This window comes from Halomonas sp. LC1 (assembly GCF_030247125.1).
In the GTDB taxonomy this organism is placed as follows: Bacteria; Pseudomonadota; Gammaproteobacteria; order Pseudomonadales; family Halomonadaceae; genus Vreelandella.
In genome coordinates this window covers 229,654-250,421 of sequence record NZ_JASSPG010000007.1, presented here as the reverse complement: position 1 = coordinate 250,421, position 20,768 = coordinate 229,654, and the positions used below count along the sequence as shown (strand labels likewise).

At 54.1% G+C, this 20,768-nt stretch carries 18 protein-coding genes; 12 read left to right on the top strand and 6 right to left on the bottom strand.

All coding sequences use genetic code 11. The features are described 5' to 3' along the window. Positions 1-26: 26 nt before the first annotated feature. The 3 genes from recF to dnaA form a co-directional block, all read right to left on the bottom strand. Positions 27-1,130: a DNA replication/repair protein RecF gene (recF, locus tag QIT27_RS13215; RefSeq protein ID WP_285264111.1), complete on the bottom strand. Its 1,104-nt coding sequence runs from the start codon at positions 1,128-1,130 to the stop codon at positions 27-29. Between the two features lie 103 nt (positions 1,131-1,233). Further along, complete coding sequence (gene dnaN / locus QIT27_RS13210) at positions 1,234-2,337, bottom strand: DNA polymerase III subunit beta (RefSeq protein WP_253018755.1); 1,104 nt, start codon at positions 2,335-2,337, stop codon at positions 1,234-1,236. Between the two features lie 59 nt (positions 2,338-2,396). Then, positions 2,397-3,866: a chromosomal replication initiator protein DnaA gene (gene dnaA, locus QIT27_RS13205; RefSeq protein ID WP_159340518.1), complete on the bottom strand. Its 1,470-nt coding sequence runs from the start codon at positions 3,864-3,866 to the stop codon at positions 2,397-2,399. Positions 3,867-4,400: 534 nt separating this feature from the next. On the opposite strand from dnaA, the gene rpmH reads away from it, so the two are divergent. From rpmH to QIT27_RS13180, 5 genes are all read left to right on the top strand, one after another. After that, complete coding sequence (gene rpmH / locus QIT27_RS13200) at positions 4,401-4,535, top strand: 50S ribosomal protein L34 (RefSeq protein ID WP_009723348.1); 135 nt, start codon at positions 4,401-4,403, stop codon at positions 4,533-4,535. 13 nt (positions 4,536-4,548) lie between these two features. After that, entirely contained in the window at positions 4,549-4,950 is a 402-nt protein-coding gene (gene rnpA / locus QIT27_RS13195; protein WP_159343663.1) for a ribonuclease P protein component, read from the top strand. A 115-nt stretch (positions 4,951-5,065) separates the two neighbouring features. After that, a complete protein-coding gene (yidC, locus tag QIT27_RS13190) occupies positions 5,066-6,748 on the top strand; it encodes a membrane protein insertase YidC (protein WP_159343662.1) in 1,683 nt (560 codons plus the stop codon). 120 nt (positions 6,749-6,868) lie between these two features. Further along, complete coding sequence (gene mnmE / locus QIT27_RS13185) at positions 6,869-8,239, top strand: tRNA uridine-5-carboxymethylaminomethyl(34) synthesis GTPase MnmE (RefSeq protein ID WP_285264110.1); 1,371 nt, start codon at positions 6,869-6,871, stop codon at positions 8,237-8,239. A 170-nt stretch (positions 8,240-8,409) separates the two neighbouring features. After that, positions 8,410-9,600 (top strand): site-specific integrase, encoded by a 1,191-nt coding sequence (locus QIT27_RS13180; RefSeq protein WP_285264109.1) that lies wholly within the window; start codon positions 8,410-8,412, stop codon positions 9,598-9,600. Between the two features lie 45 nt (positions 9,601-9,645). On the opposite strand, the gene QIT27_RS13175 is transcribed toward QIT27_RS13180, so the two are convergent. Genes QIT27_RS13175 through QIT27_RS13165 form a run of 3 tightly spaced genes read right to left on the bottom strand, consistent with a single transcriptional unit; the run spans position 9,646 to position 11,938 of the window. Further along, positions 9,646-9,990, bottom strand: a complete 345-nt coding sequence (locus QIT27_RS13175) for a helix-turn-helix transcriptional regulator (RefSeq protein ID WP_253023146.1) — start codon at positions 9,988-9,990, stop codon at positions 9,646-9,648. Positions 9,991-10,050: 60 nt separating this feature from the next. After that, positions 10,051-11,727, bottom strand: coding sequence for a DUF927 domain-containing protein (locus QIT27_RS13170; RefSeq protein ID WP_285264108.1), 1,677 nt, complete (start codon positions 11,725-11,727; stop codon positions 10,051-10,053). A 13-nt stretch (positions 11,728-11,740) separates the two neighbouring features. Further along, positions 11,741-11,938: a helix-turn-helix transcriptional regulator gene (locus tag QIT27_RS13165; protein ID WP_285264107.1), complete on the bottom strand. Its 198-nt coding sequence runs from the start codon at positions 11,936-11,938 to the stop codon at positions 11,741-11,743. 777 nt (positions 11,939-12,715) lie between these two features. Here QIT27_RS13165 and mobI point away from each other — a divergent pair. From mobI to darG, 7 genes are all read left to right on the top strand, one after another. Continuing rightward, positions 12,716-13,318, top strand: a complete 603-nt coding sequence (gene mobI, locus QIT27_RS13160) for a conjugative transfer protein MobI(A/C) (protein WP_285264106.1) — start codon at positions 12,716-12,718, stop codon at positions 13,316-13,318. Positions 13,319-13,408: 90 nt separating this feature from the next. Beyond that, positions 13,409-14,362, top strand: coding sequence for a WYL domain-containing transcriptional regulator (locus QIT27_RS13155; protein WP_285264105.1), 954 nt, complete (start codon positions 13,409-13,411; stop codon positions 14,360-14,362). Then, on the top strand, positions 14,359-17,124 hold the full coding sequence (locus QIT27_RS13150) for a class I SAM-dependent DNA methyltransferase (RefSeq protein WP_285264104.1): 2,766 nt from the start codon (positions 14,359-14,361) through the stop codon (positions 17,122-17,124). Before QIT27_RS13155 ends, QIT27_RS13150 begins: the two co-directional genes overlap by 4 nt. Continuing rightward, positions 17,117-18,406: a restriction endonuclease subunit S gene (locus QIT27_RS13145; protein ID WP_285264103.1), complete on the top strand. Its 1,290-nt coding sequence runs from the start codon at positions 17,117-17,119 to the stop codon at positions 18,404-18,406. The genes QIT27_RS13150 and QIT27_RS13145 overlap by 8 nt, the downstream gene beginning before the upstream one ends. 20 nt (positions 18,407-18,426) lie before the next feature. Next, positions 18,427-18,996, top strand: coding sequence for a DarT ssDNA thymidine ADP-ribosyltransferase family protein (locus QIT27_RS13140; RefSeq protein WP_285264102.1), 570 nt, complete (start codon positions 18,427-18,429; stop codon positions 18,994-18,996). Continuing rightward, positions 18,996-19,640, top strand: a complete 645-nt coding sequence (gene darT / locus QIT27_RS13135; protein ID WP_285264101.1) for a type II toxin-antitoxin system toxin DNA ADP-ribosyl transferase DarT — start codon at positions 18,996-18,998, stop codon at positions 19,638-19,640. Before QIT27_RS13140 ends, darT begins: the two co-directional genes overlap by 1 nt. 28 nt (positions 19,641-19,668) lie before the next feature. Next, complete coding sequence (gene darG, locus QIT27_RS13130; RefSeq protein WP_285264100.1) at positions 19,669-20,748, top strand: type II toxin-antitoxin system antitoxin DNA ADP-ribosyl glycohydrolase DarG; 1,080 nt, start codon at positions 19,669-19,671, stop codon at positions 20,746-20,748. The last annotated feature ends 20 nt before the right edge of the window (positions 20,749-20,768 follow it).

Below are 20,768 nucleotides of genomic sequence, written 5' to 3'. Positions count from 1 at the left end.
GTGAAGTCTGTCTCGTTCCGTGTCGTCTACCCATCTGGCTGGCACTGGCTGAGCCCTTGCGCGGAGTGTTTCACGTGAAACATCTCGACGGCTGTAGAAGGCTGCCAAACGTCGCTTAGCGCGGTGGGTTCGACGCTGGTAATAAATGCTTGGCACTGCATCTCTTCGAGTAACGTACAGAACTGGCGGCGGTGATGCTCATCCAGCTCTGCCGGTAAGTCGTCGATCAAATAGATACAGTGCCGCTGTGCGGTACTTTCCAGAAGCCTACCCTGAGCTAGTTTCAATGCACTCACCACGAGCTTCTGCTGGCCTCTGGAAAGCACCTCAATGGCAGGCTGTTTATTCAGCCGGATGCGCAAATCCGCACGCTGAGGGCCTTGCTGGGTAAACCCCATCTGCTGGTCCGTATCGCGGCTATCGTGCAGCACCTCTGCCAACGAGCGCTGCTTGTCCCAGCCGCGGGCATAGCGCAACGTTAATCCCGGTAGCGGCAATAGCGTCTTCAGAGTTTTATCGAACACGGGGAGAAATTCGCTGAACCATGCTTGGCGAAGCGCATTCATTTGTTCGCCCCAGAGTGCTAACTCTTGCTCCCAAACCGCTATTTCATTGGGAACTATTCTACCACGCCTGAGAAGCGCATTCCGATGTTTCACCGCACGCCGGGTCCGACGCCAAGCATCCAGAAAGTGGTGTTTCACGTGAAACACACCCCAATCCAAAAACTCACGACGCCCTGCTGGCGACCCCTCCAGCAAACGAAACGCATCTGGATTGATGAGCTGCAGCGGCATGGCCTCGACGAGTTCGGCTAACCTCACGCCCTTCTCTCCCCTCAGGCGTAGCTCCAGCTCACGCTGAGCGCGCATACGCCTCACGCCAAGGGTCACCTCGGGATCCCCTGCCAAACGGCCGTGCAGCGTCATATAGGGGGCGTCCGATTGGATGACGTTTTTGAGCTGGCGAGTGCGAAAGGAACGCCCCATGCCGAGGATATGAATGCCCTCTAGCAGACTGGTCTTTCCGCTGCCGTTGACGCCATGGATCACGTTAATACGCGATGAGGGATGAAGCGTGACCGGCGCTAAATTACGCAGCCCCTGAAAAGTGAGTTGTGTCACGCTCATCCGTCAATGCACCTTGTAAGACCGTTCAAATCGCCAGACGTGCCCTATGCGAAAACGGCGCTTCTGGTTGCAGAAGCGCCGTTCTTCAACTCCCTTCCGTGCGTTACAGGCGCATCGGCATCACGACATAGAGCGCATCGCCACCGCCTGGCTCTTCCAGCAGCGCACTGCTGTTGGGGTCGGCTAGGGTCATCTGTACCCGCTCTTCGTCCAGCACGGAGAGCACATCGACCAGATAGCCCACGTTGAACCCCACTTCCATGGCGCTACCGTTGTACTCCACGGCGACGTTCTCTTCGGCCTCTTCCTGCTCGGGGTTATTGGCCATGACCTTGAGGTTGCCTTCTTCCAAGTAGAGGCGCACCCCGCGGTACTTTTCGTTGGAGAGAATGGCGGTACGCGACAGCACTTGACGAAGCTCGGCACGCTCGGCGATGAGTACTTTGTCGCCATTACGCGGCACCACGCGCTCGTAGTCCGGAAACTTGCCGTCGATCAGCTTCGACGTGAACGTGAAGTCTCCCGTATGGGCGCGTACATGGGTAGCGCCAAGCGTCAGACTAACCGGCTCGTCACTGTCATCCAAAAGACGGGACAGCTCCAAAATACCTTTACGAGGCACGATCAGCTTTTGGGATTGGCTGACCGCGACCTCGATAGGACGCGAGCACATCGCCAACCGGTGCCCGTCGGTGGCGACCGTGCGCAGCAGGTTGCTCTGAATCTCTAGCAGCATGCCGTTGAGGTAATAACGTACGTCCTGCTGAGCCATGGCAAAGGAGGTGGACTCGATCAAATGCTTTAACGTGCCACGGGGAACGCTAAGCTCCTGACTTCCGTCGGCATCTTCGATATTGGGAAACTCTGCCACAGGAAGTGTAGAAAGTGTAAAGCGCGAACGACCGCTACGTAAAACCGCACGCCCTTCTTCGACCGCCAGTTGAATGTCGGACTGATCGGGCAGCGACTTACAGATATCCATCAGCTTTCTAGCCGGCACCGTAGCAGCGCCCGCTTGGTCAACTTGGCTGGCGACCGTGCGGCCTACTAGTTCAACTTCTAGGTCCGTACCGGTCAGGGCGACCTGGTCGCCTTCTACTTGAATCAGTACGTTAGAGAGCACAGGCAGCGTTTGGCGCCGTTCTACTACGCCCGCCACCAGAGTCAGCGGGCGAAGCAGCGCCTCTCGGGAAATGGTAAATTTCATCGAAACTCCGGTTTTCTATCCTGAAAGGCCTGCCGCTTGGCAGGCGTAAACGAAAAAGGTTAACTGGTTAGCAGACGAAGAAGGTTTTTGTAATCCTCGCGAATATCCGCATTCTCTTCTTGCAACGCTTTTACTTTGCGGCAGGCATGCAGCACGGTGGTGTGATCACGGCCACCAAACGCATCGCCAATTTCTGGCAAGCTATGATTGGTGAGCTCTTTCGCCAGCGCCATCGCGACCTGTCGGGGGCGCGCTACCGAGCGTGAACGCCGCTTGGAAAGCAGATCCGCCACTTTGATTTTGTAATATTCAGCCACCGTGCGCTGAATATTATCCACCCCCACCTGCTTATCCTGCAGCGCTAAAAGATCTTTTAACGACTCACGGATAAAATCTTGGGTGATGGTCTTACCCATGAAGTGTGAGTCAGCAATGACTTTCTTCAACGCGCCTTCCAATTCACGCACGTTAGACCGAATCTTCTGGGCAATGAAGAAGGCAGCATCGTGTGGCAGATCCACTTTGGCCTGATCGGCCTTCTTCATCAAAATCGCTACCCGGGTTTCGAGCTCCGGCGGCTCGATGGCGACGGTGAGCCCCCAGCCAAAGCGCGACTTCAGACGCTCTTCGACGCCGCTGATCTCTTTTGGGTAGCGGTCAGAGGTCAGGATCATCTGCTGACCGCCCTCTAACAGCGCATTGAACGTATGAAAGAACTCTTCCTGGGAGCGCTCTTTACCGGCAAAAAACTGAATGTCATCGATCAGGAGGGCATCGACGCTGCGGTAGAAACGCTTGAAATCGTTGATCGCATTGAGCTGTAGCGCCTTCACCATGTCGGCCACGAAGCGCTCAGAGTGGAGATAAACCACGCGAGCATTCTCCCGGCGACCTGCCAGCGCATTGCCCACAGCGTGCATCAAGTGCGTTTTACCCAAGCCGACGCCACCGTATAAAAACAGCGGGTTATAGGCACCGCCAGGATTTTCCGACACCTGGCGGGACGCCGCACGGGCCAGCTGGTTAGATTTACCTTCCACGAAAGTATCAAACGTGAAATTGGGATTCAGGCCGCTATTGTGCTTCAAGCTGCCTTCGACTTGAACCTGACGCTCATTACCGCGTCGATTGGCGGCGCTCTCTTCACGCAGTTGATCGATTTCACGCTCGTCGGCGATGTCTCCCCGGGGCGGCGTATGCACTGCAGGCGACGCTGGCTGCGCCGGTGCAGCTGACACCGGATGACCTAGATCGCGAGGCTGAGGGGCGGGGGCTGCGGCCCGGCGGCTACCCACCGTCAAGCTGACTTTGGGAGGCTTGGAGGGCGCCAGCTCGCGCATCAGTTCACTAATACGCTTGGCGTACTTATCACTCACCCAGTCGCGCACAAAGCGATTCGGCGCCAACAAGCGCAGCTCATTGGTCTCTCCTTCTTCTGCCTGCAGCGGACGTATCCAGGTATTGAACTGCTGTGAATTCAGTTCGTCCTGCAGGTAGTCCAGGCACTGTTGCCAAAGCGCGAGTGACACTCATCTCACCATCGGTTGAAAACGGCCGACCATTGTAGCGCCCAACGAGACGGTTATCCACACGGGCTAGCGGCTCTTTTTCGCCTGTGGACAACTTACCATAAGCTCTTAGGAAAACCCGGTGACGTCATGGGTACAAGCCTCTTTTTGGGCAAGATGTCTCTGCTTGGCCACACCAAATTCACAGTTTATTCGCGCGTTATTCGATGCTTATGCACAGATTTTTTATCCCTTCAAGCTGTTGATAAAAATATATTAAAATGACTTATCCACAAATAGTATCCCCACTATTAATAACAGTAGGTTTTAAATAACTTCATTAGTAATAGTAGTGTGATGCATGGAAACGAGTGGTGGGCGTCAAGCCGCGCCGCTATTGCCTTTTTCACGCTTTTTATGCAAGGAAAAATTGCACCCGGCGCGGGAAGTCTCTACAATTTCCGGTCTTGAATTGAAACTCCCCGGCTAGTTCCTCACTGGACCGGGTCTTTTGGAATTCACTTTCCGTCCTAAACCACGTGGGAATAACGAGTTATGAAACGCACTTTTCAACCCAGCGTTCTCAAGCGCAAGCGCGCGCATGGCTTCCGTGCTCGTATGGCAACCAAAAACGGTCGCGCCGTGATCGCACGCCGCCGTGCCAAAGGCCGCAAGCGTCTGAGCGCCTGATCTCGGATTGCGTGTGTCGCCTCAAGGCTTTCCCCGGTGCTTACGTTTGCTAACTGCCGGGGACTTTAGTCACGTGTTTGAACAAGCCGACCTCAAAGTTCATGGCAAAGGTATGATGGCGCTAGCGCGCATGAGTACTCGGGGATACCCCCGCGTTGGACTGGTGGTCAGCAAGAAAAATGTGAAGCTCGCTGTGGATCGTAACCGCTTCAAGCGACTCGTTCGGGAATCCGTTCGCCTACGTCAGGATCACCTACCCTCTGTGGATATCGTGATATTGGCAAAACGGGGCGTACAGGATGTCGATAACGAAACGCTCACCCGCCAGCTACACGGCATGTGGAAACGGCTTCAGCGCGACGCACAGGCGGTGTCTGCACCTCCCCCGCCTCATGGCGTAACACGTGACGCTTGACGACACACCTCGCCGCTCGACCTCGGCCTGCCGCTTGGCAGGCTTTCGTGTGTCATGGGTCGAGTAAATGACACTGCGCCATTAGCATGTTCACCACCCATCGGGCAGAACCCTCATGGACGTAAAACGACTTTTATTACTGATTCCACTGGCAGTGCTTGCCTACCTTTTGGTTGTACAGTGGAATCAGGATTACGGGCAGACCACCTACGACTCGACGCCAGAGATCACCCAAAGCAGCAATGGGACACCTGCGAGCGAGAACGCTAGTAACGATCTTTCCGTCCCCAGTACCTCCGCACCGGATAACGCCATCAGTGAAGGCGTTGGCGACGAGCAGAGCGACACCGCTAGCCGTGACTTCATTGCGGTCACCACGGATGTCCTGGATGTCCGTATCGACCCCTTCGGTGGCGATATCGTCTACGCGGCCTTGCCGCAGCATAAGCTGACGCTGGATTCCGACCGCAACTACGTGCTGCTGTCGGACAACGCCACGCGCAGCTACGTCGCCCGCTCTGGCCTGCAGCTGGATGGCCAAGCAAGCCGCATCGCTTTCACGCCCGAGCGTAACGAATATCGCCTCGGCGATGACGAAGAGCAGCTCAGCGTTGACTTGACGGCCGACGTGAATGGCGTCGATGTCATCAAGCGCCTCACGTTTGATCGTGGCAGCTATGCCGTGAACGTGAGCTACTACCTGGCCAACAACACCGAAGCCCCGGTTACCGCTCGCTTCATTGGCCAATTGGCTCGCGATAACAGCCCGGATCCGTCCAGCGGTGTGGCCATGGGCATGAACTCCTATCTAGGGGCGGCCTACTCTACGCCAGAAGCGCGCTACGAAAAGATCGACTTCGATACGATTCAAAGCCGTAACTTCGACAATCGCGAGGCCCAAGGGGGCTGGATCGCGATGATCCAGCACTACTTCGTATCGGCTTGGGCACCGGCTCAAAACCAGCAGAACCTCTACTACGTAACGACCGATTCTCGTGATCGTAACGTAGTGGCCTTTGCTGGCCCTACCAGCAGCGTGGCCGCCGAGGGTGAAGCTACGCTGAGTGCTACGCTCTACATGGGTCCGAAGGTTCAGGACTACCTTGAGCAAGTCGCACCGAACCTTAAGCTCACCGTGGATTACGGCTGGCTGTGGTTCATTGCCAACCCGCTGTTCTGGCTGCTGGATAAGATCCACGACATCGTCGGTAACTGGGGCTGGTCGATCGTTCTGCTGACCGTGCTGGTAAAACTGGTGCTCTTCCCGCTGTCTGCCAAGGCCTACAAGTCCATGGCGCGTATGCGCAAACTGGGCCCAGAGATGCAGCGTCTCAAAGAGATGTATGGCGACGACCGCCAGAAAATGTCTCAAGAGATGATGAAGTTCTACCAGAAAGAGAAGATCAACCCGCTGGGTGGCTGTTTGCCGATTCTGGTACAGATGCCGGTATTTATCGCCCTGTACTGGATGCTGCTGGAATCCGTCGAGCTGCGCCACGCGCCGTTCATGTTCTGGATCCAGGATCTCTCGGTGAAAGACCCCTACTTCATCCTGCCGATTCTGATGGGTATTTCGATGTTCGTTCAGCAGATGCTGAACCCGACACCGCCAGACCCCATGCAGGCGAAGATCATGAAGATGCTGCCGATCATCTTCACCTTCTTCTTCCTGTGGTTCCCGGCAGGTCTGGTCATCTACTGGGTGGTCAACAACATCATCTCGGTGGCGCAGCAGTACTTCATTACGCGCAGCATCGAGAATGACCCAAGCGTCGGCAAAGGGATGCGAACCAAGTAATCGCTCTCCTCTGCTACTCCCAGACCCCCGCCTTTGCGGGGGTCTGGCGTTTTAGGGCGAACGTGCTCATCATGAGCGCCATCGCGATACACTCTCCCTTTTTCGTCTTTAGGAAGCGTCATGGCCGACCGACTCTATACCCAAGACACCATTACCGCCTTGGCAACCCCACCTGGCCGTGGCGGTGTGGGCATCATTCGCGTATCAGGCCCCGCCTGCCGCTCGATAGCCGCTGAGATACTGGGTGATTGCCCTGCTCCCCGTTACGCCCACTACGGTCCGTTTCACGGCGCTGAGGGCATTATTGACGAGGGCATCGCGCTCCTGTTTAACGGCCCCCACTCCTTCACCGGTGAAGACGTGCTGGAGCTTCAAGGCCACGGCGGCCCCATCATTATGGATATGCTGCTTGAGCGCTGCCTGCAGCTAGGCGCTCGCCTGGCCCGGCCTGGGGAGTTCTCAGAACGTGCCTTTCTCAACGACAAGCTGGATCTGGCACAGGCGGAAGCAATTGCCGACCTGATCGATGCCACCTCCCGCTCTGCCGCTGAAAATGCCGTGCGCTCGTTACAGGGCGAGTTCTCACAGCGGGTTTCCGCCCTGGTGGAGCGGCTGATCGAACTGCGCGTTTACGTGGAAGCCGCCATCGATTTTCCTGAGGAGGAAATCGACTTTCTCGCCGATGGCCATGTCGCCACGCATCTGGAGAGTGTTCAGCAAGCGCTGGTTGGCGTTCGCAAAGCCGCTGGGCAGGGCGCTCTGCTACGTGAAGGCATGAGCGTGGTGATCGCAGGGCGCCCCAATGCGGGCAAATCGAGCCTGTTGAACGCACTGACCGAGCAGGATACGGCTATTGTGACGGACATCGCGGGCACCACTCGTGACGTACTGAGGGAGTACATTCACCTAGACGGCATGCCGCTGCATATCATCGATACTGCCGGGTTGCGTGATACGCCCGATGCGGTAGAGAAAATCGGTGTTGCCCGGGCATGGGAAGAGATCGAAAAGGCCGACCGAGTACTGCTCATGGTGGATGCATCCACCACAGCGGCTACCGACCCAATGAGCATCTGGCCTGAGTTCGTGGAGCGCCTCCCCGATCAAAGCAGGCTTACCCTGGTGCGTAATAAAATTGATGCCAGTGCCGAAACGCCGGGCATTGACTTATCCACAGCCACTCCCATTGTTCGGCTGTCTGCAAAAACCGGAGAGGGTGTGGACAGTTTGAAAACGCATTTAAAAGACGTCATGGGGTTCTCTGCAACGACGGAGGGCCGCTTCTCCGCCCGCCGCCGCCACCTGGATGCCCTTGACCGCGCCATGGCTGCCCTTGATACCGGCCGCGCCCAGTTGGATGGCTACGGCGCTGGCGAGCTTCTCGCCGAAGACCTGCGAGACGCACAGCAAGCGCTGGGAGAGATCACCGGTGAATTTAGCGCCGATGATCTGCTTGGCAAAATTTTTGGCAGCTTCTGCATCGGGAAGTAAAATGGCCAAAAAGATCGAAAAGCATCCAACCAAATACAAATAAGACATTGTTTTATAAAGAAATTTATTCTATTTCTTTGCAGGCAATTTGATCCGTTTTGCCCCCTCTTGCTCCGTGTGTGCTCCGAGTATAAGTTTTCGGAGCACTCGGAGCACAAAAGGAGCAAAACATGAAAATCACTATCCAGAAACGCGAACCAGACAAGAACGGCCACCGTGCCTTGCGACTGGTCTACTATCACGGTTCCAAGACAGGCCAGAACGGTTCTCGGGCGCAGAAGCGCTCGTATGAGCCCCTGAACCTGTTCCTCTACGACAAACCTCGACTTCCGGCGGAGCGCGAGCACAACAAGACCGTGAATCAGAAGGCTGAGGCCATCCGGGCAAAACGGCTGTTGGAAATCGAGTCGTCACGACATGGATTGGATGATCGGACCAAGCTTTCTGCCAGCTTCTTCGATTACTTCGACCAGCTGACTGACGAGAAAGCTTCCGGAAGCAAATCCAACCATTCGATCTGGATCTCCACCCGTCACCACCTGCACCGCTACCATGGCTTGTCTGAACTGACCTTTGAACAAGTCGATAAGCGATTCCTGGAGGGGTTCCGGCACTACCTTCTGCATGAGGCCACCACCAAATCCGGTACCAAACTAGCCAAGAACACCACCAGCAGTTATTTCAACAAGGTTCGGGCAGCACTCAACCAAGCCTATCGGGATGGCATTGTCCGCGACAACCCGGTTCAACAGGTCAAGTCCATCAAGCCGGAAAACACGAAACGCACTTACTTGACCCTGGAAGAGGTACGGGCTCTAACCAAAGCCGAATGCCGTTATGACGTGCTGCGGCGGGCTTTCCTGTTCTCCTGCACCACAGGCCTTCGCTGGTCAGACATCCACAAGCTGGTCTGGGGTGAGATAGAGGAATTCACCGATGGCCACTACCGCATCATTTTTCGGCAGAAGAAGCTGGTGAACGCCGGGAACTCACTGCAATACCTGGATCTTCCAGACTCAGCGGTGAGGTTGTTGAACCTAGAGAATCGCGGTAAGCCAGGTGATAGGGTATTCAAGGGTCTGAAGTATGACTCCTACACCAACGTTGCATTAGCGCAGTGGGTCATGCGGGCAGGAATCACCAAGAATGTCACTTTCCATGCCGGACGGCATACCTTTGCGGTCAATCAACTGGCCAGGGGTGTGGATATCTACTCACTGTCGCGACTTCTGGGCCATAGTGAGCTGAGAACCACCGAAATCTATGCCGATATACTCGAAACCCGCCGCACAGAGGCCATGAGGAGTTTTCCTGACATATTTGAGGAGTCTTTGGACGGGGTTGGGGAATGTGCAGCCTAGGTGATGAGAGGGGCTTTCAGAGCCCCTCTATACACCTGCCTCACATCAAACACTCCGCCGTCCTGGTCTTCGGTGGCTCACCAGGTGCTGAGCAGCCGACTGCTCGATCTCGTCCGCCGTCGCGATCCTGTTGGACTGGAGCCACTTCAGGATGTCTGCGCGGCGAAAAAAGATCCGATGGCCGTTTGGCTTGAAATGAGGGATCTTCTTTTGGGAGGTTAGCTGGTACAGGGTGCTTTTCTTTAGCCCAGTGTATTCCGCACACTCCTCAAGGCTCATGATCTCCTTGTCGGCCTCCGGGGCCTTGCTACCATTAATATGGTCCAAAATGATTTTTTTGAGGACCATCATGTCCTGCAATACTCGCTGTAACATCTCTTTTTCTGTCATAGCTCTACCCCTACACCGCCATAACCAAAGTGGGAAAACTGGGAAATTGGGAACACCGTGTCAGTCCTCATGCTCAATTCTCTCCAGTTCTTCAAGTTGCCGCCTAACTTGGTCAGGCCTGAGCGCAAAGAACCGCTGCAAATCTCCGTTGACCCTGGTTTTGTAGGTCCCACGGGAGCGCTCATTACTCACCAGGCAGTCACGCTGTAACAGCACCTCCACTTCCCTCATGTAATGGGTCGGCAGCCCGAGCCGCTTCAGGAAGTGCGATTTATAGATCAACCACAACTCGCGTCCCTCGTGTAAGCGTCGAAAACCAGCTCCCCCCTGGCCACTCGCTTGTTCAATATCACTGAGACTGCGCTCCCAGACTTTCATGGCCCGCTCCAGCGCTTTGAGAAGCCGGAATTCCTCCGAATTTCTGGAGTGGCCTCTATTATCCAGCCAAGCCTTCAAGGTTCGGTGGACGGCTGCCAAGGACTCTTCCTCGCTCCAAGGGAGAATGAAATTCCTACTACCGAGACAAAGTGCCGCCCCTATGAGCGCAAACCGCCTGATGACCCGTTGCACCTGCGATGCCATCTGGTCTCGTGTCCAAATACCGCTTAGGCGACCAATTTCGTGACTCAGGTAGCTGTTCAGCTCGTCATGACGCTCGGTCAGCAATGACACCCACTCCCGAATGACAGCGCCGTGGTAGCGCTGACAAGAAGACTTCAGTTCGTCCACAAATTGTTGAGGATGCTTGTGACCATGTAGTTCGTCGAACGCACCGTAGGTCCCAAACACTGGGAGCTCCACCAGGCGTATCTGCTGACCAGCGCGTAACGGTTTACCGATCTGCTGAAGTAGCTCTGCAATCCAGACTTCTCCACTACTCAACACCAGCGTTCGCCAATGTGAGGTCGTGGCCAGCTCGCCGGAAACGTTAGCGCGTAGCTTCCCTGAGCCGTTCATGATCTGGTATATGGCCGTATCGATGTCCTCCGGACGGGCCATTCCGATTTCATCCAGCGGCAGCAGCATGTCGTTGTGCTCTGAAGAGACTGCCGCTAATCCGTTACTGGTTGAGATCCAACTGCGGACATAGCGGTTGCTCCCATAGACGCTGGCCGCCAATTGCAACAAGGTCGTTTTCCCAGTCGACGATGCTCCAACCAGGTGGATGGCGCCATTTTCCATACCAGCAGACGCAATCAGTGGCGCAGCCAGCGCCGTTCCAATGCTGAATATCGCTAATGGGTTGCCTTGGCATAGCTCACCGACATAAGTCTGCCAGTCGCTGAGACTGCCGGACTCCTCTAACGTTGGAGAACCTGATAACTGGCCTACAAAATGGTGCGGCTCGTCAGCACAGCCGATCGTCCAGTTACTGGTAGCAAATACCGCACCGTGCCAACCAGTTCGATTAACCACCGTCGCCGGTTCGGCCAGAGCCATCTGTTCCAACAGATAGTGCTGAAGCCGGCTCCAGCTTGCCTGCCCGGGTGTCAGTGGATAACCGGTATCAACCAGCATATCTCGCACCTGCCGGGCATTATCGCTGTTGAGATCTCGAGCATAGACGACCTCGCGTAGCTTCACACCATCGAAATTCTGCCACTCCAGCAACGCTCCATGCCCGTGCCGTTTGTCGGTTAATCTGGTACGAGCCATTACCTGAATCCAACCGCCTACACGCTGCCAGTGGTCACCTGATAAAGCATAGAGCCCGTCTTCTTGAAGTTTGTATTGCATCAGCCCGCTCCTCTCACAGCTTGTCCAGCCAAGCCTTCACATCCTGGTAGCGAAAGCGGACAGCCCTGCCACTGGGGTTGGGCTTTACTGGTGCCGGAAACCGGCCTTGTTTTACATAGCGGCGCAGTGTTGCCTGCGACGTTTTCAAAACCGTACAAACCTCCTCATATGTCAGCAGGCGCTCGGTGGTGGCGTTTAATTGTTTCGTCATGGCTACTCCCGTTCGTTTGTTGATTGCCGGGAGCAATCATCGGAAATATTCGTCTTGGGGGAGAACCGTGGAATTGCTCTTAAAGGGCGTAAAGGCGGGGCTGTCTTTTAACTAACTGATAATAAAATTAAAAAAATCGAGACAAGGGAAGCCGTAACAATAAAACCCTGGCGTTTCTCCCTGATTTTTCCGTTTTTCGTATATTTTTCGATCCGTTCTGTTGTGTGACTTTCACATGTGAAAGTCAGTGTTCGGTATCAGTTGCATTTTTTGATGCGCTGAGATCCTCAGTGAACTGTGATCAAGTAGTTTTAAAGGTTCGCACAGCACAGTGCTCAACAATTTTTTCTAGGGAGTCTTTTCGGAGTCCCTTTCGAGGCTCGTTGCTTTCGCTGAATGGCGAATGAGAGTTTGCAGCCAGCTTCGGGTCTCGCAACAGACCTTTGTGATGAATCTTTCGCATCAACGACTCCCACCCCAACACTCAAAAATGTTCAGGAGACCTGCCGGATCAACTGGTCATAATGATAGGTCCCCCATAAAAGGGGGAGGTATGGGCGTCCGCTCTTTTGCCATAATTCTGTAGTTATGGGAATGACTGACTCAGGTCCCCCATCAGATAGGTTATCTGGAGAGAAACTGGCTAAGTCTCGGCCCTTTTCCGCCCGAGTCAGAGACCTGAAGGCGTTCTATGCGCCCAAAAAGGGAAAGAACGGATAGGATCCTGAAGCCGTCGGTTGGATAACATTTGCTCCGTGATTACAAACGGAGCACCTTATGATGAAACCAACCAATCAAAACACACAGATTGAAGAAGTCTCAGCTGCCTGGAGAAGAGCTGCTCGGCATGAGGGTGTTGATCATGAAGAACTGACAGTTCAGGCCTATAGCGATTCTGAACTATTCCTCCGGGCTGTATACAAGAACACGATTCTCGAACAGCACCGGTACTTTTACATAGCACAACGCTGGTGTGATTTTTTCTGGGCTCAGAACCGGAAACATCGTGGCGTTAGCACTCCCGGCTATCCGGGGCATTACGGTTGCAGGGCGAGACTGCGCGACAACAAGCTTGAGATGTTCTGGTTTTACAACGAATTTAAGCGGAAGAACGATGGTTCCGGAAAGCACCGGGTGATCAGCCACTACATTCCCCGAGAAGGACAGTACCGTTACCACAAACGAGCATTTTCAAGAGCTCATGACTGGGAGCTACCGGTAATAGAGGCGACCGAAAAGGGCTTCGAGGTGCTACGACGTGCAAACGCCAATCAGGTACAGATTCGAAAGCTTTGCCAAGCTAATGAAGCAGCGCTCTTCCAGCTTGCTTGCGATATGGATGAATTGGAGCTGGAAGGTCTGATACCAGCTGACGTCTAGCTTGTTGAAGAAAGAATCAAAATGATTGCTACATTACAGCGGATACTCTAAGGTAGCTAGCCATCGCCCACCGCATGAAGGTGCCTACAGGTGTTCGCTGAGCCCGCATCAAAACTAGACAACTACGCCTATGCTCAACGCGAGCGTCTGGCCTATATTGATTTCCGGCTTCAGTATCAGGGCTCTATCGCCCGTGGCGAGTTGATGGAACATTTCGGTACGGCAGTGGCTTCTGGTACCCGAGATTTTACCCTCTACCGCGAGCTCGCCCCGGAGAATTTGGTCTTACGCCACGAAAACAAGCGTTATTATCGAACAGGCCACTTCAAGCCCTTGTTCCCTCATGACAGCCAGACGGCCCTCAACACGCTGGCCCATGGCTTTGGCGATGGGGTGACTTCACCCCGGGAAGTGTCGGGATTCTGCGAGGATACCCCCGATCTGATTGCGCCACCGCGAGACACCCTGGCTACCCTGAGTAGAGCCATCAGTCAGGGGCAAGCTGTCAAACTTATCTACATATCTCTCAGTTCTGGCGGTAGCCAACGGGTGATCGTACCGCATAGTATCGTCAACAATGGCCAGCGTTGGCACGTACGCGGTTACTGCCGTAAGCGCAGTCAGTTCCGTGATTTTGTCTGCACCCGCATCACTGACATACGTATCGACCATACCGAGATAGCCCCTGCCGAACTGCAAGCCGCAGACACTGAGTGGAACCAACAGCTCACTCTAGAGTTAGTACCTCATCCGGGACACGATCATCCCAAGGCCATTGCGCTCGACTTCAATATGGACCGAGCAGACACTTCTTCACAAACTACGCAGCCGGTGCGGCGAGTCGCCATTCGAGCTGCTCGTGCCTGCTACCTCCTGCGCCATTGGAATGTGGACTGTAGCTCGGATCACCGGTTACCCGCCTACGAGTATCACCTGTGGCTGCGGAACCACGAAACACTTAAACAATGCTCAAACGCTGTCCTCGCCCCTGGTTATGCCACAGAGCGCAGAGGCAGTCCGATGAATACCAAGGTTTCACGATGAAATTGACGCTTTCCCATCTCGAATCCCTGCTCTTACGCGCCTGCGACGACTTACGCGGCAGCATGGATGCCAGCGAATACAAGGAATACATCTTCGGCATGTTGTTCCTCAAGCGTGCCAGTGATTTGTTCGATCAACGGCGGGATGAACTGCGTAAACAGTTCAAGGCCCAAGGCATGTCAGAGGAAGACATCGAGGGAGAACTGGTCGACCCGGATCATTATTCGGGCAAGTACTTCTATGTGCCACCAAGTGCCCGATGGAACGAGTCTTGGGAAGAGATCGTGACTGTAAAGAATGAGAAAGGCGAGGCGGTCAAGGATGAGGACGGCAAAATACAGACCAAAACTGTGCCGCGTCCAGCTCTCAAACACGTCAAAGAGAACGTAGGTTCTGCCCTGAACAAAGCACTTGGCGCAATTGAAGACGCCAACCCGGATGCTCTGCAGGACGTGCTCAGCGGCATCAACTTCAACCGCAAAATCGGCCAGCGTACTCTGGATGATGACACTCTTGCTGACTTCGTTCAGAACTTCGAGAAAATCCCCCTGCGTGATGAGGATTTCGAGTTTCCGGATCTTCTCGGTGCCGCCTATGAATGGCTGATCAAATACTTTGCCGATTCCGCCGGTAAAAAAGCCGGTGAGTTTTACACTCCCTGGGAAGTGGTTCGACTGTGCGCTGAAATCTGCGATCCGGAAGAAGGCATGAGCGTCTACGACCCGACTGTTGGGTCTGGCGGCATGCTGATCCAGATGCGCGACTTTCTGCGGGAAAAAGGTGGCGATGCCCGGGAGTTGGCGTTGTATGGCCAGGAAAAGATCGGCACCACTTGGTCGATCTGCAAGATGAACATGCTGTTGCATGGCATTTCTCACGCTGATATCCGCCAGGAAGATACCATTCGTGAGCCACAGCACCTTGACGAGAACAACGAATTAAAGCGGTTCGATCGGGTGGTCGCGAATCCTCCCTTTAGCCAGAACTACATCAAGAAAGACCTCAAGTTCACCGGGCGATTTCCGGTCATGATGCCAGAGAAGGGCAAGAAAGCTGATCTGATGTTCGTTCAGCACATGCTCTCTGTGCTCAAGCACGATGGCCGTATGGCGACGGTGATGCCCCACGGTGTGCTATTCCGTGGCGGTGAGGAGCGAGAGGCGCGTAAGTACTTCATCGAGCAGGGCTACTTGGAGGCTGTGATCGGACTGCCCGGCAACCTGTTCTACGGTACAGGCATTCCCGCTTGTATTCTGGTACTGAACAAGGCCGGTGCCCGGGAGCGTGACTCAGTTTTATTCATAAATGCCGATCGCGAATACCGTGAAGGCAAAGCCCAGAATCATCTGCGTCCTGAAGATATCGATAAAATTATCTACGCCTATCGTCAGGGGCAGGAGATTGCGGGCTATGCCCGCCCGGTACCTTTCGCTGAGCTACGTGAGGAAGGATTCAACTGCAACATCCGCCGGTACGTCGACAACGCTCCGCCACCGGAACCCCATGACGTGCGCGCACACCTCCACGGTGGCGTGCCAATTGTGGAAATCGACAGTCTCGATAACTACTGGCGTAATTACATTGACCTCAAGGGTGCTCTGTTCGTTCCACGAGATACCGCCTACATGGACTTTGCGCCGACTTTGACAGACAAGCGAGAGATTGCCGGGCTTATCAACCAACATCCGGGCGTAGCTGCCGCTAACAAGCGAGTAATGGACGTGCTGGAGACCTGGTGGGATGACAACTTACCAGTGGTCGAGGCCCTGGCACCGGATGCCGCCAATCAGCAGGCCAGGCCGCGCAATGTCTATGTGATGCGCAGCCAGCTGTTGCGAGGCATCGAAGAGGCCCTGGCGGATAACGGCTTGCTCACGCCCTTTCAGGTGCGTGGTGCTCTGGCCAGTTATTTCGACAGCCTTAAATCCGACTTCAAGTCCATCGCCGCTAGTGGCTGGGGACCTGAATTAATTCCGGATGACGAGATTCTGGAAAGCCAGTTCCCGGAGGTGCTGGCCGAACAGGAGCAGGCTCAGGCCCGCTTGACCGAACTGCAAGCATTGTTTGCCGCAGCGGACGAAGATGATTTTGAAGACACCGAAGATACTGGTGTAATGCCCGGTGACGCGGTCAAAAGCAAAAAGGATGAACTCAAGGGCCGTACTGCCGACTGGAAGGCCCAGCTCAAAGCTATCAAAAGCCTCACCGCTAATCTGTTCGCGGAACTGAAAGCCGTCGATAAACTGCCACCAGCTAGCAGGAAAGGCTATTACTGCACTGAAGGCCTGGCCGGAAAGGATCCCACCTTTGAAAATGGTCTGCGAATTGTCGAGTTGGCCGAAGAGCAGGGCTTCGACAGTGAATGGAATGCACCACTACGCGATGCCGTGGCTCAAGGCCGTCACGCTTGGAACAGCGCTCAGCGAATCGAAACCAGCCTGACCCGTCATAAGGCCCTCGAAGATGAAGTTAAGGCACTGAAAGCGACGCTCAAAGGTATCGAAAGCAAGCGTGATGAGCTCGTTGAAAGTGCTCGCAAGAAGATTTCTATCGATGAGGCCCGCACTGTGATTATTGCCCGTCTCAAGACGCGATTGCTGGGCATCTACAGTGCCTACCTGCGTGCCGAGCAACGGGCCTGCATCAGGAGCATCGAAAACCTCTGGACAAAATACGCTGTCACTGCTCGCCAGATCGAAGCCGAGCGGGATGATGCATCACGGCAATTGCACACGTTTCTGATGGAGTTGGGATATGAATAGCGCCACCCAAACTGGCCAGCCCCTGGTTAAGGTGTGCTTGGGAGATGTCTCGGATATAACGATGGGACAGTCTCCAGGCTCAGTGAATCTCAATACAAGTGAGCAAGGGCTTCCATTTCTTCAAGGATGTGCCGAGTTCGGTCGGAAGTCCCCCCAGACAGCAGTATACTGTAATCCTCCTCTCAGAATTTCCAAACCAGAATCGATCCTGATCAGTGTTAGAGCCCCTGTTGGCACATTGAACTGGGGTGAACAAAGTTACTGCATCGGCCGGGGACTTGCTGCTATTAGAGCGATCAATGAGGTCGCAGATACTGGATTCTTGCTCTACGCAATCTCGGATAATGTTCACTATCTGCACCGTAGAAGCCAAGGTTCAACGTTTCTTGCGGTTGGTGGAGAAGATCTCAAATCATTCCCCGTCCCTTCATTTCGCATTGAAGCCCAACATAAAATCGCCAGAATTCTGGGAACCATTGACCAGGCCATCGAAAAGACGCAAGTCCTGATCGATAAGTACCAGCAGATCAAGGCCGGGCTGATGCACGACCTTTTCACCCGCGGTATAGGCCCGGACGGCCAACTACGCCCATGTCGCGAACAGTCCCCTGAGCTGTATCAACAAACCCCGATTGGATGGATTCCAAAGGAGTGGGAGTTTGCACCAATTGGGAAGTACGTAAAATCTGTACAGTACGGAATATCTACTAGTCTTGACGACAAAGCGTCTGGCATCCCTGTTCTCAGAATGAACAATATTCAAAGCAATAGTTTTGATGTTTCGGAAATGAAATACAGCAGAGCTCCTGAGGCATACAAGGTTAAGCTCAGCGTTGGAGATGTTCTGTACAACAGGACAAACTCCATTGAGCACGTCGGAAAGACCGCCATCTGGAAGGATGAACTTCCGGAATGTTCTTTTGCATCGTATCTGGTTAGATTGAACTTAATAACTGAGTCTGTTTTTCCTGAGTATTTTTCACACTGGATGAGTCAGGTTGCTTCGCAAAATGCTTTACGGGTTTACGCGACCCCAGGGGTTCAACAGGTAAACATAAACCCTACTAATTTGCAGAGAGTAATAATATCTTTGCCAACCTCAATGGATGAGCAGTTAGAGATAGCTCGAAGGATTGATTCTATAGACTGCAGAATTGAGAAGGACAGGTTGCTACTGGCGAAATTTCAAAAACAAAAATCCGGCTTAATGCACGACCTGCTCACCGGCGAGGTCCAGGTGCGTGTCGAATCCGAGGAAGAGCGGGCTGTCGAAACCGTTTAGCTATCAAGGAGTGATAATCTGTGCCAACCATAAAAGAACAAAAACTGCTTTATCATCTGACAAGCCTGAATAATATTGGGTCGATTTTGGACAATGGCTTGCAGCCACGAGCTGGTTTGCAAGAATTCCACGATGTGGCCGATGCGGAGATTTTAGTCGGCCGAGGTGGGCATGGGCTGGAGAACTACGTCCCTTTCCACTGGTTCTCACGAAACCCCTTTGACGGGCGGGTTCAAAAAGATCGGCCAAATGAAGAATTCGTTTTGATTACTGTGCGGCGCGCCCTTGCCGAGGGAAATAACTGGAAGATACTGCCAAAGCATCCGTTAGCCAGACAGGAGTTTAGATTCTACGATTATCAAGAGGGTTTTGAGCTAATTAACTGGGATTTGATGCAGGAAAGGAACTATCACGACTCAGACTGTAAAAGTGTCTGTATGGCGGAGTGTTTGTCGCCCGAACCTGTCAGTCCTTCAGGTTTTTTTAAGTTGTATGTCCCAAATGAAACGGTGCGAGACAAGGTCCTTAAAGAGGTCAGCAGTCGAAACCTGGCACTCGACGTAGTTGTAAACAGAGGCATGTTCTGCTGATGGCATACACGAACCTCAATCCCGAGAAGGCCCTAATCTGGCGGATAACCCACCGCCGGAACCTACCGTGGATTCTGGTTAATGGTCTGCACGCAGGCAACAGCACTGCACGTTCGCCAGATTGGGTGACCATCGGCAACCAGGAACTTATTAACCGTCGTGCACATCGCGCGGTCCCGCTGCCACCGGGAGGCATGCTGAATGACTACGTGCCGTTTTACTTCACGCCGTTTTCCCCGATGTTGTACAACATCTATACCGGTCGTGGCGGTGTTGCTCGCGTTGCGAATGCGGATATCGTGATTCTGGTTTCTAGCTTGCACCGGGTTGTAGAGCTGGGGCTGCCTTATGTTTTTACTGACCGCCATGCTTACACCATGACGGCAAATTACTACAATGACCCCATAAACCTGAATGCAATCGACTGGCCGTTGTTGCAACAGCGCAACTTCCAGCGCGACCCGAATGATCCGGAGAAGGTCGAACGCTACCAGGCCGAGGCTCTGGTTCATGGGCAGATGCCCATTGAGGCACTGTTGGGTGCAGTGTGCTATACCCCGCAGGTACAGCAGGAATTGCAAGAACAGGCGGCCAGATTAGGTGTCCAATTGGATATCCACAGTATACCTCAGTGGTACTTTTGAGTTGAACGGTCATTCTTGGGAGAGTGCAATGATCAGTTACACCACCGGAAATCTACTCGACGCCGACGTAGAGGCGCTGGTGAACACCGTCAATACGGTTGGTGTGATGGGTAAGGGGATCGCACTGATGTTCAAGGAGCGTTTCCCGACCAATATGGTGGCCTACGCCAAGGCGTGTAAGGATGGGGAGGTTCAAACTGGACGGATGTTTGTCACTGAAACCGGCGAACTGATGGGGCCACGCTGGATTGTTAACTTCCCCACCAAGCAGCATTGGCGCGCCAAGTCCCGCATGGAGTGGATCATCGACGGCCTCGCCGACCTGCGCCGTTTCATCGAAGACAATCAAGTACGCTCCATTGCCATTCCTCCCCTGGGCGCCGGTAACGGTGGCCTGAAATGGGCAGAAGTGAAACCTCATATCGATCAGGCACTCGGTGATCTCGAAGATGTGGAGATTGTCGTGTATGAGCCTACCAGCCGATATCAGAATGTCGCCAAAAAGAGAGGTGTGGAAAAACTGACGCCGGCCCGCGCTCTGATTGCTGAGTTGGTGCGCCGTTACTGGGTGCTGGGGATGGAGTGCAGCTTTCTGGAAATCCAAAAACTGGCCTGGTTCCTGGAGCGAGCTATTGAGGCCGAAGGTCTGGACAACCCCTTGGATTTGCGTTTTGAGGCCAAACATTACGGCCCTTACGCCGACCGGTTGCGCCATCTTCTGGACGCACTGGACGGCAGTTATCTGAAAAGCGAAAAGCGCATCAGCGACAGTGATCCCTTGGATACCATCTGGTTCAACGATACCCAGCGTGACAGGGTGGCGCTGTATCTGAAAACGGAAGCCAGCGCCTACTTGCCAGCGCTTGAAAAGACCACACGTTTGATTGATGGCTTTGAGTCGCCCTTTGGGTTGGAGCTCTTATCCACAGTAGACTGGTTGTTAGCCGAAGAGCATGTCGAGCCAGAGCCGGCGGCACTGCTGAAAGGTGTAAGCCACTGGCCAGAGGGAGACTTTGCAGCCCAGCGCAAGCTTAAGTTGTTCGATCTTCCGAAACTTGAACTGGCCTTGATCCGTCTGCAACAGGTTCCGTTGCAGCAAGCAGTGTGAAGAATGTATCGGAAGAACAA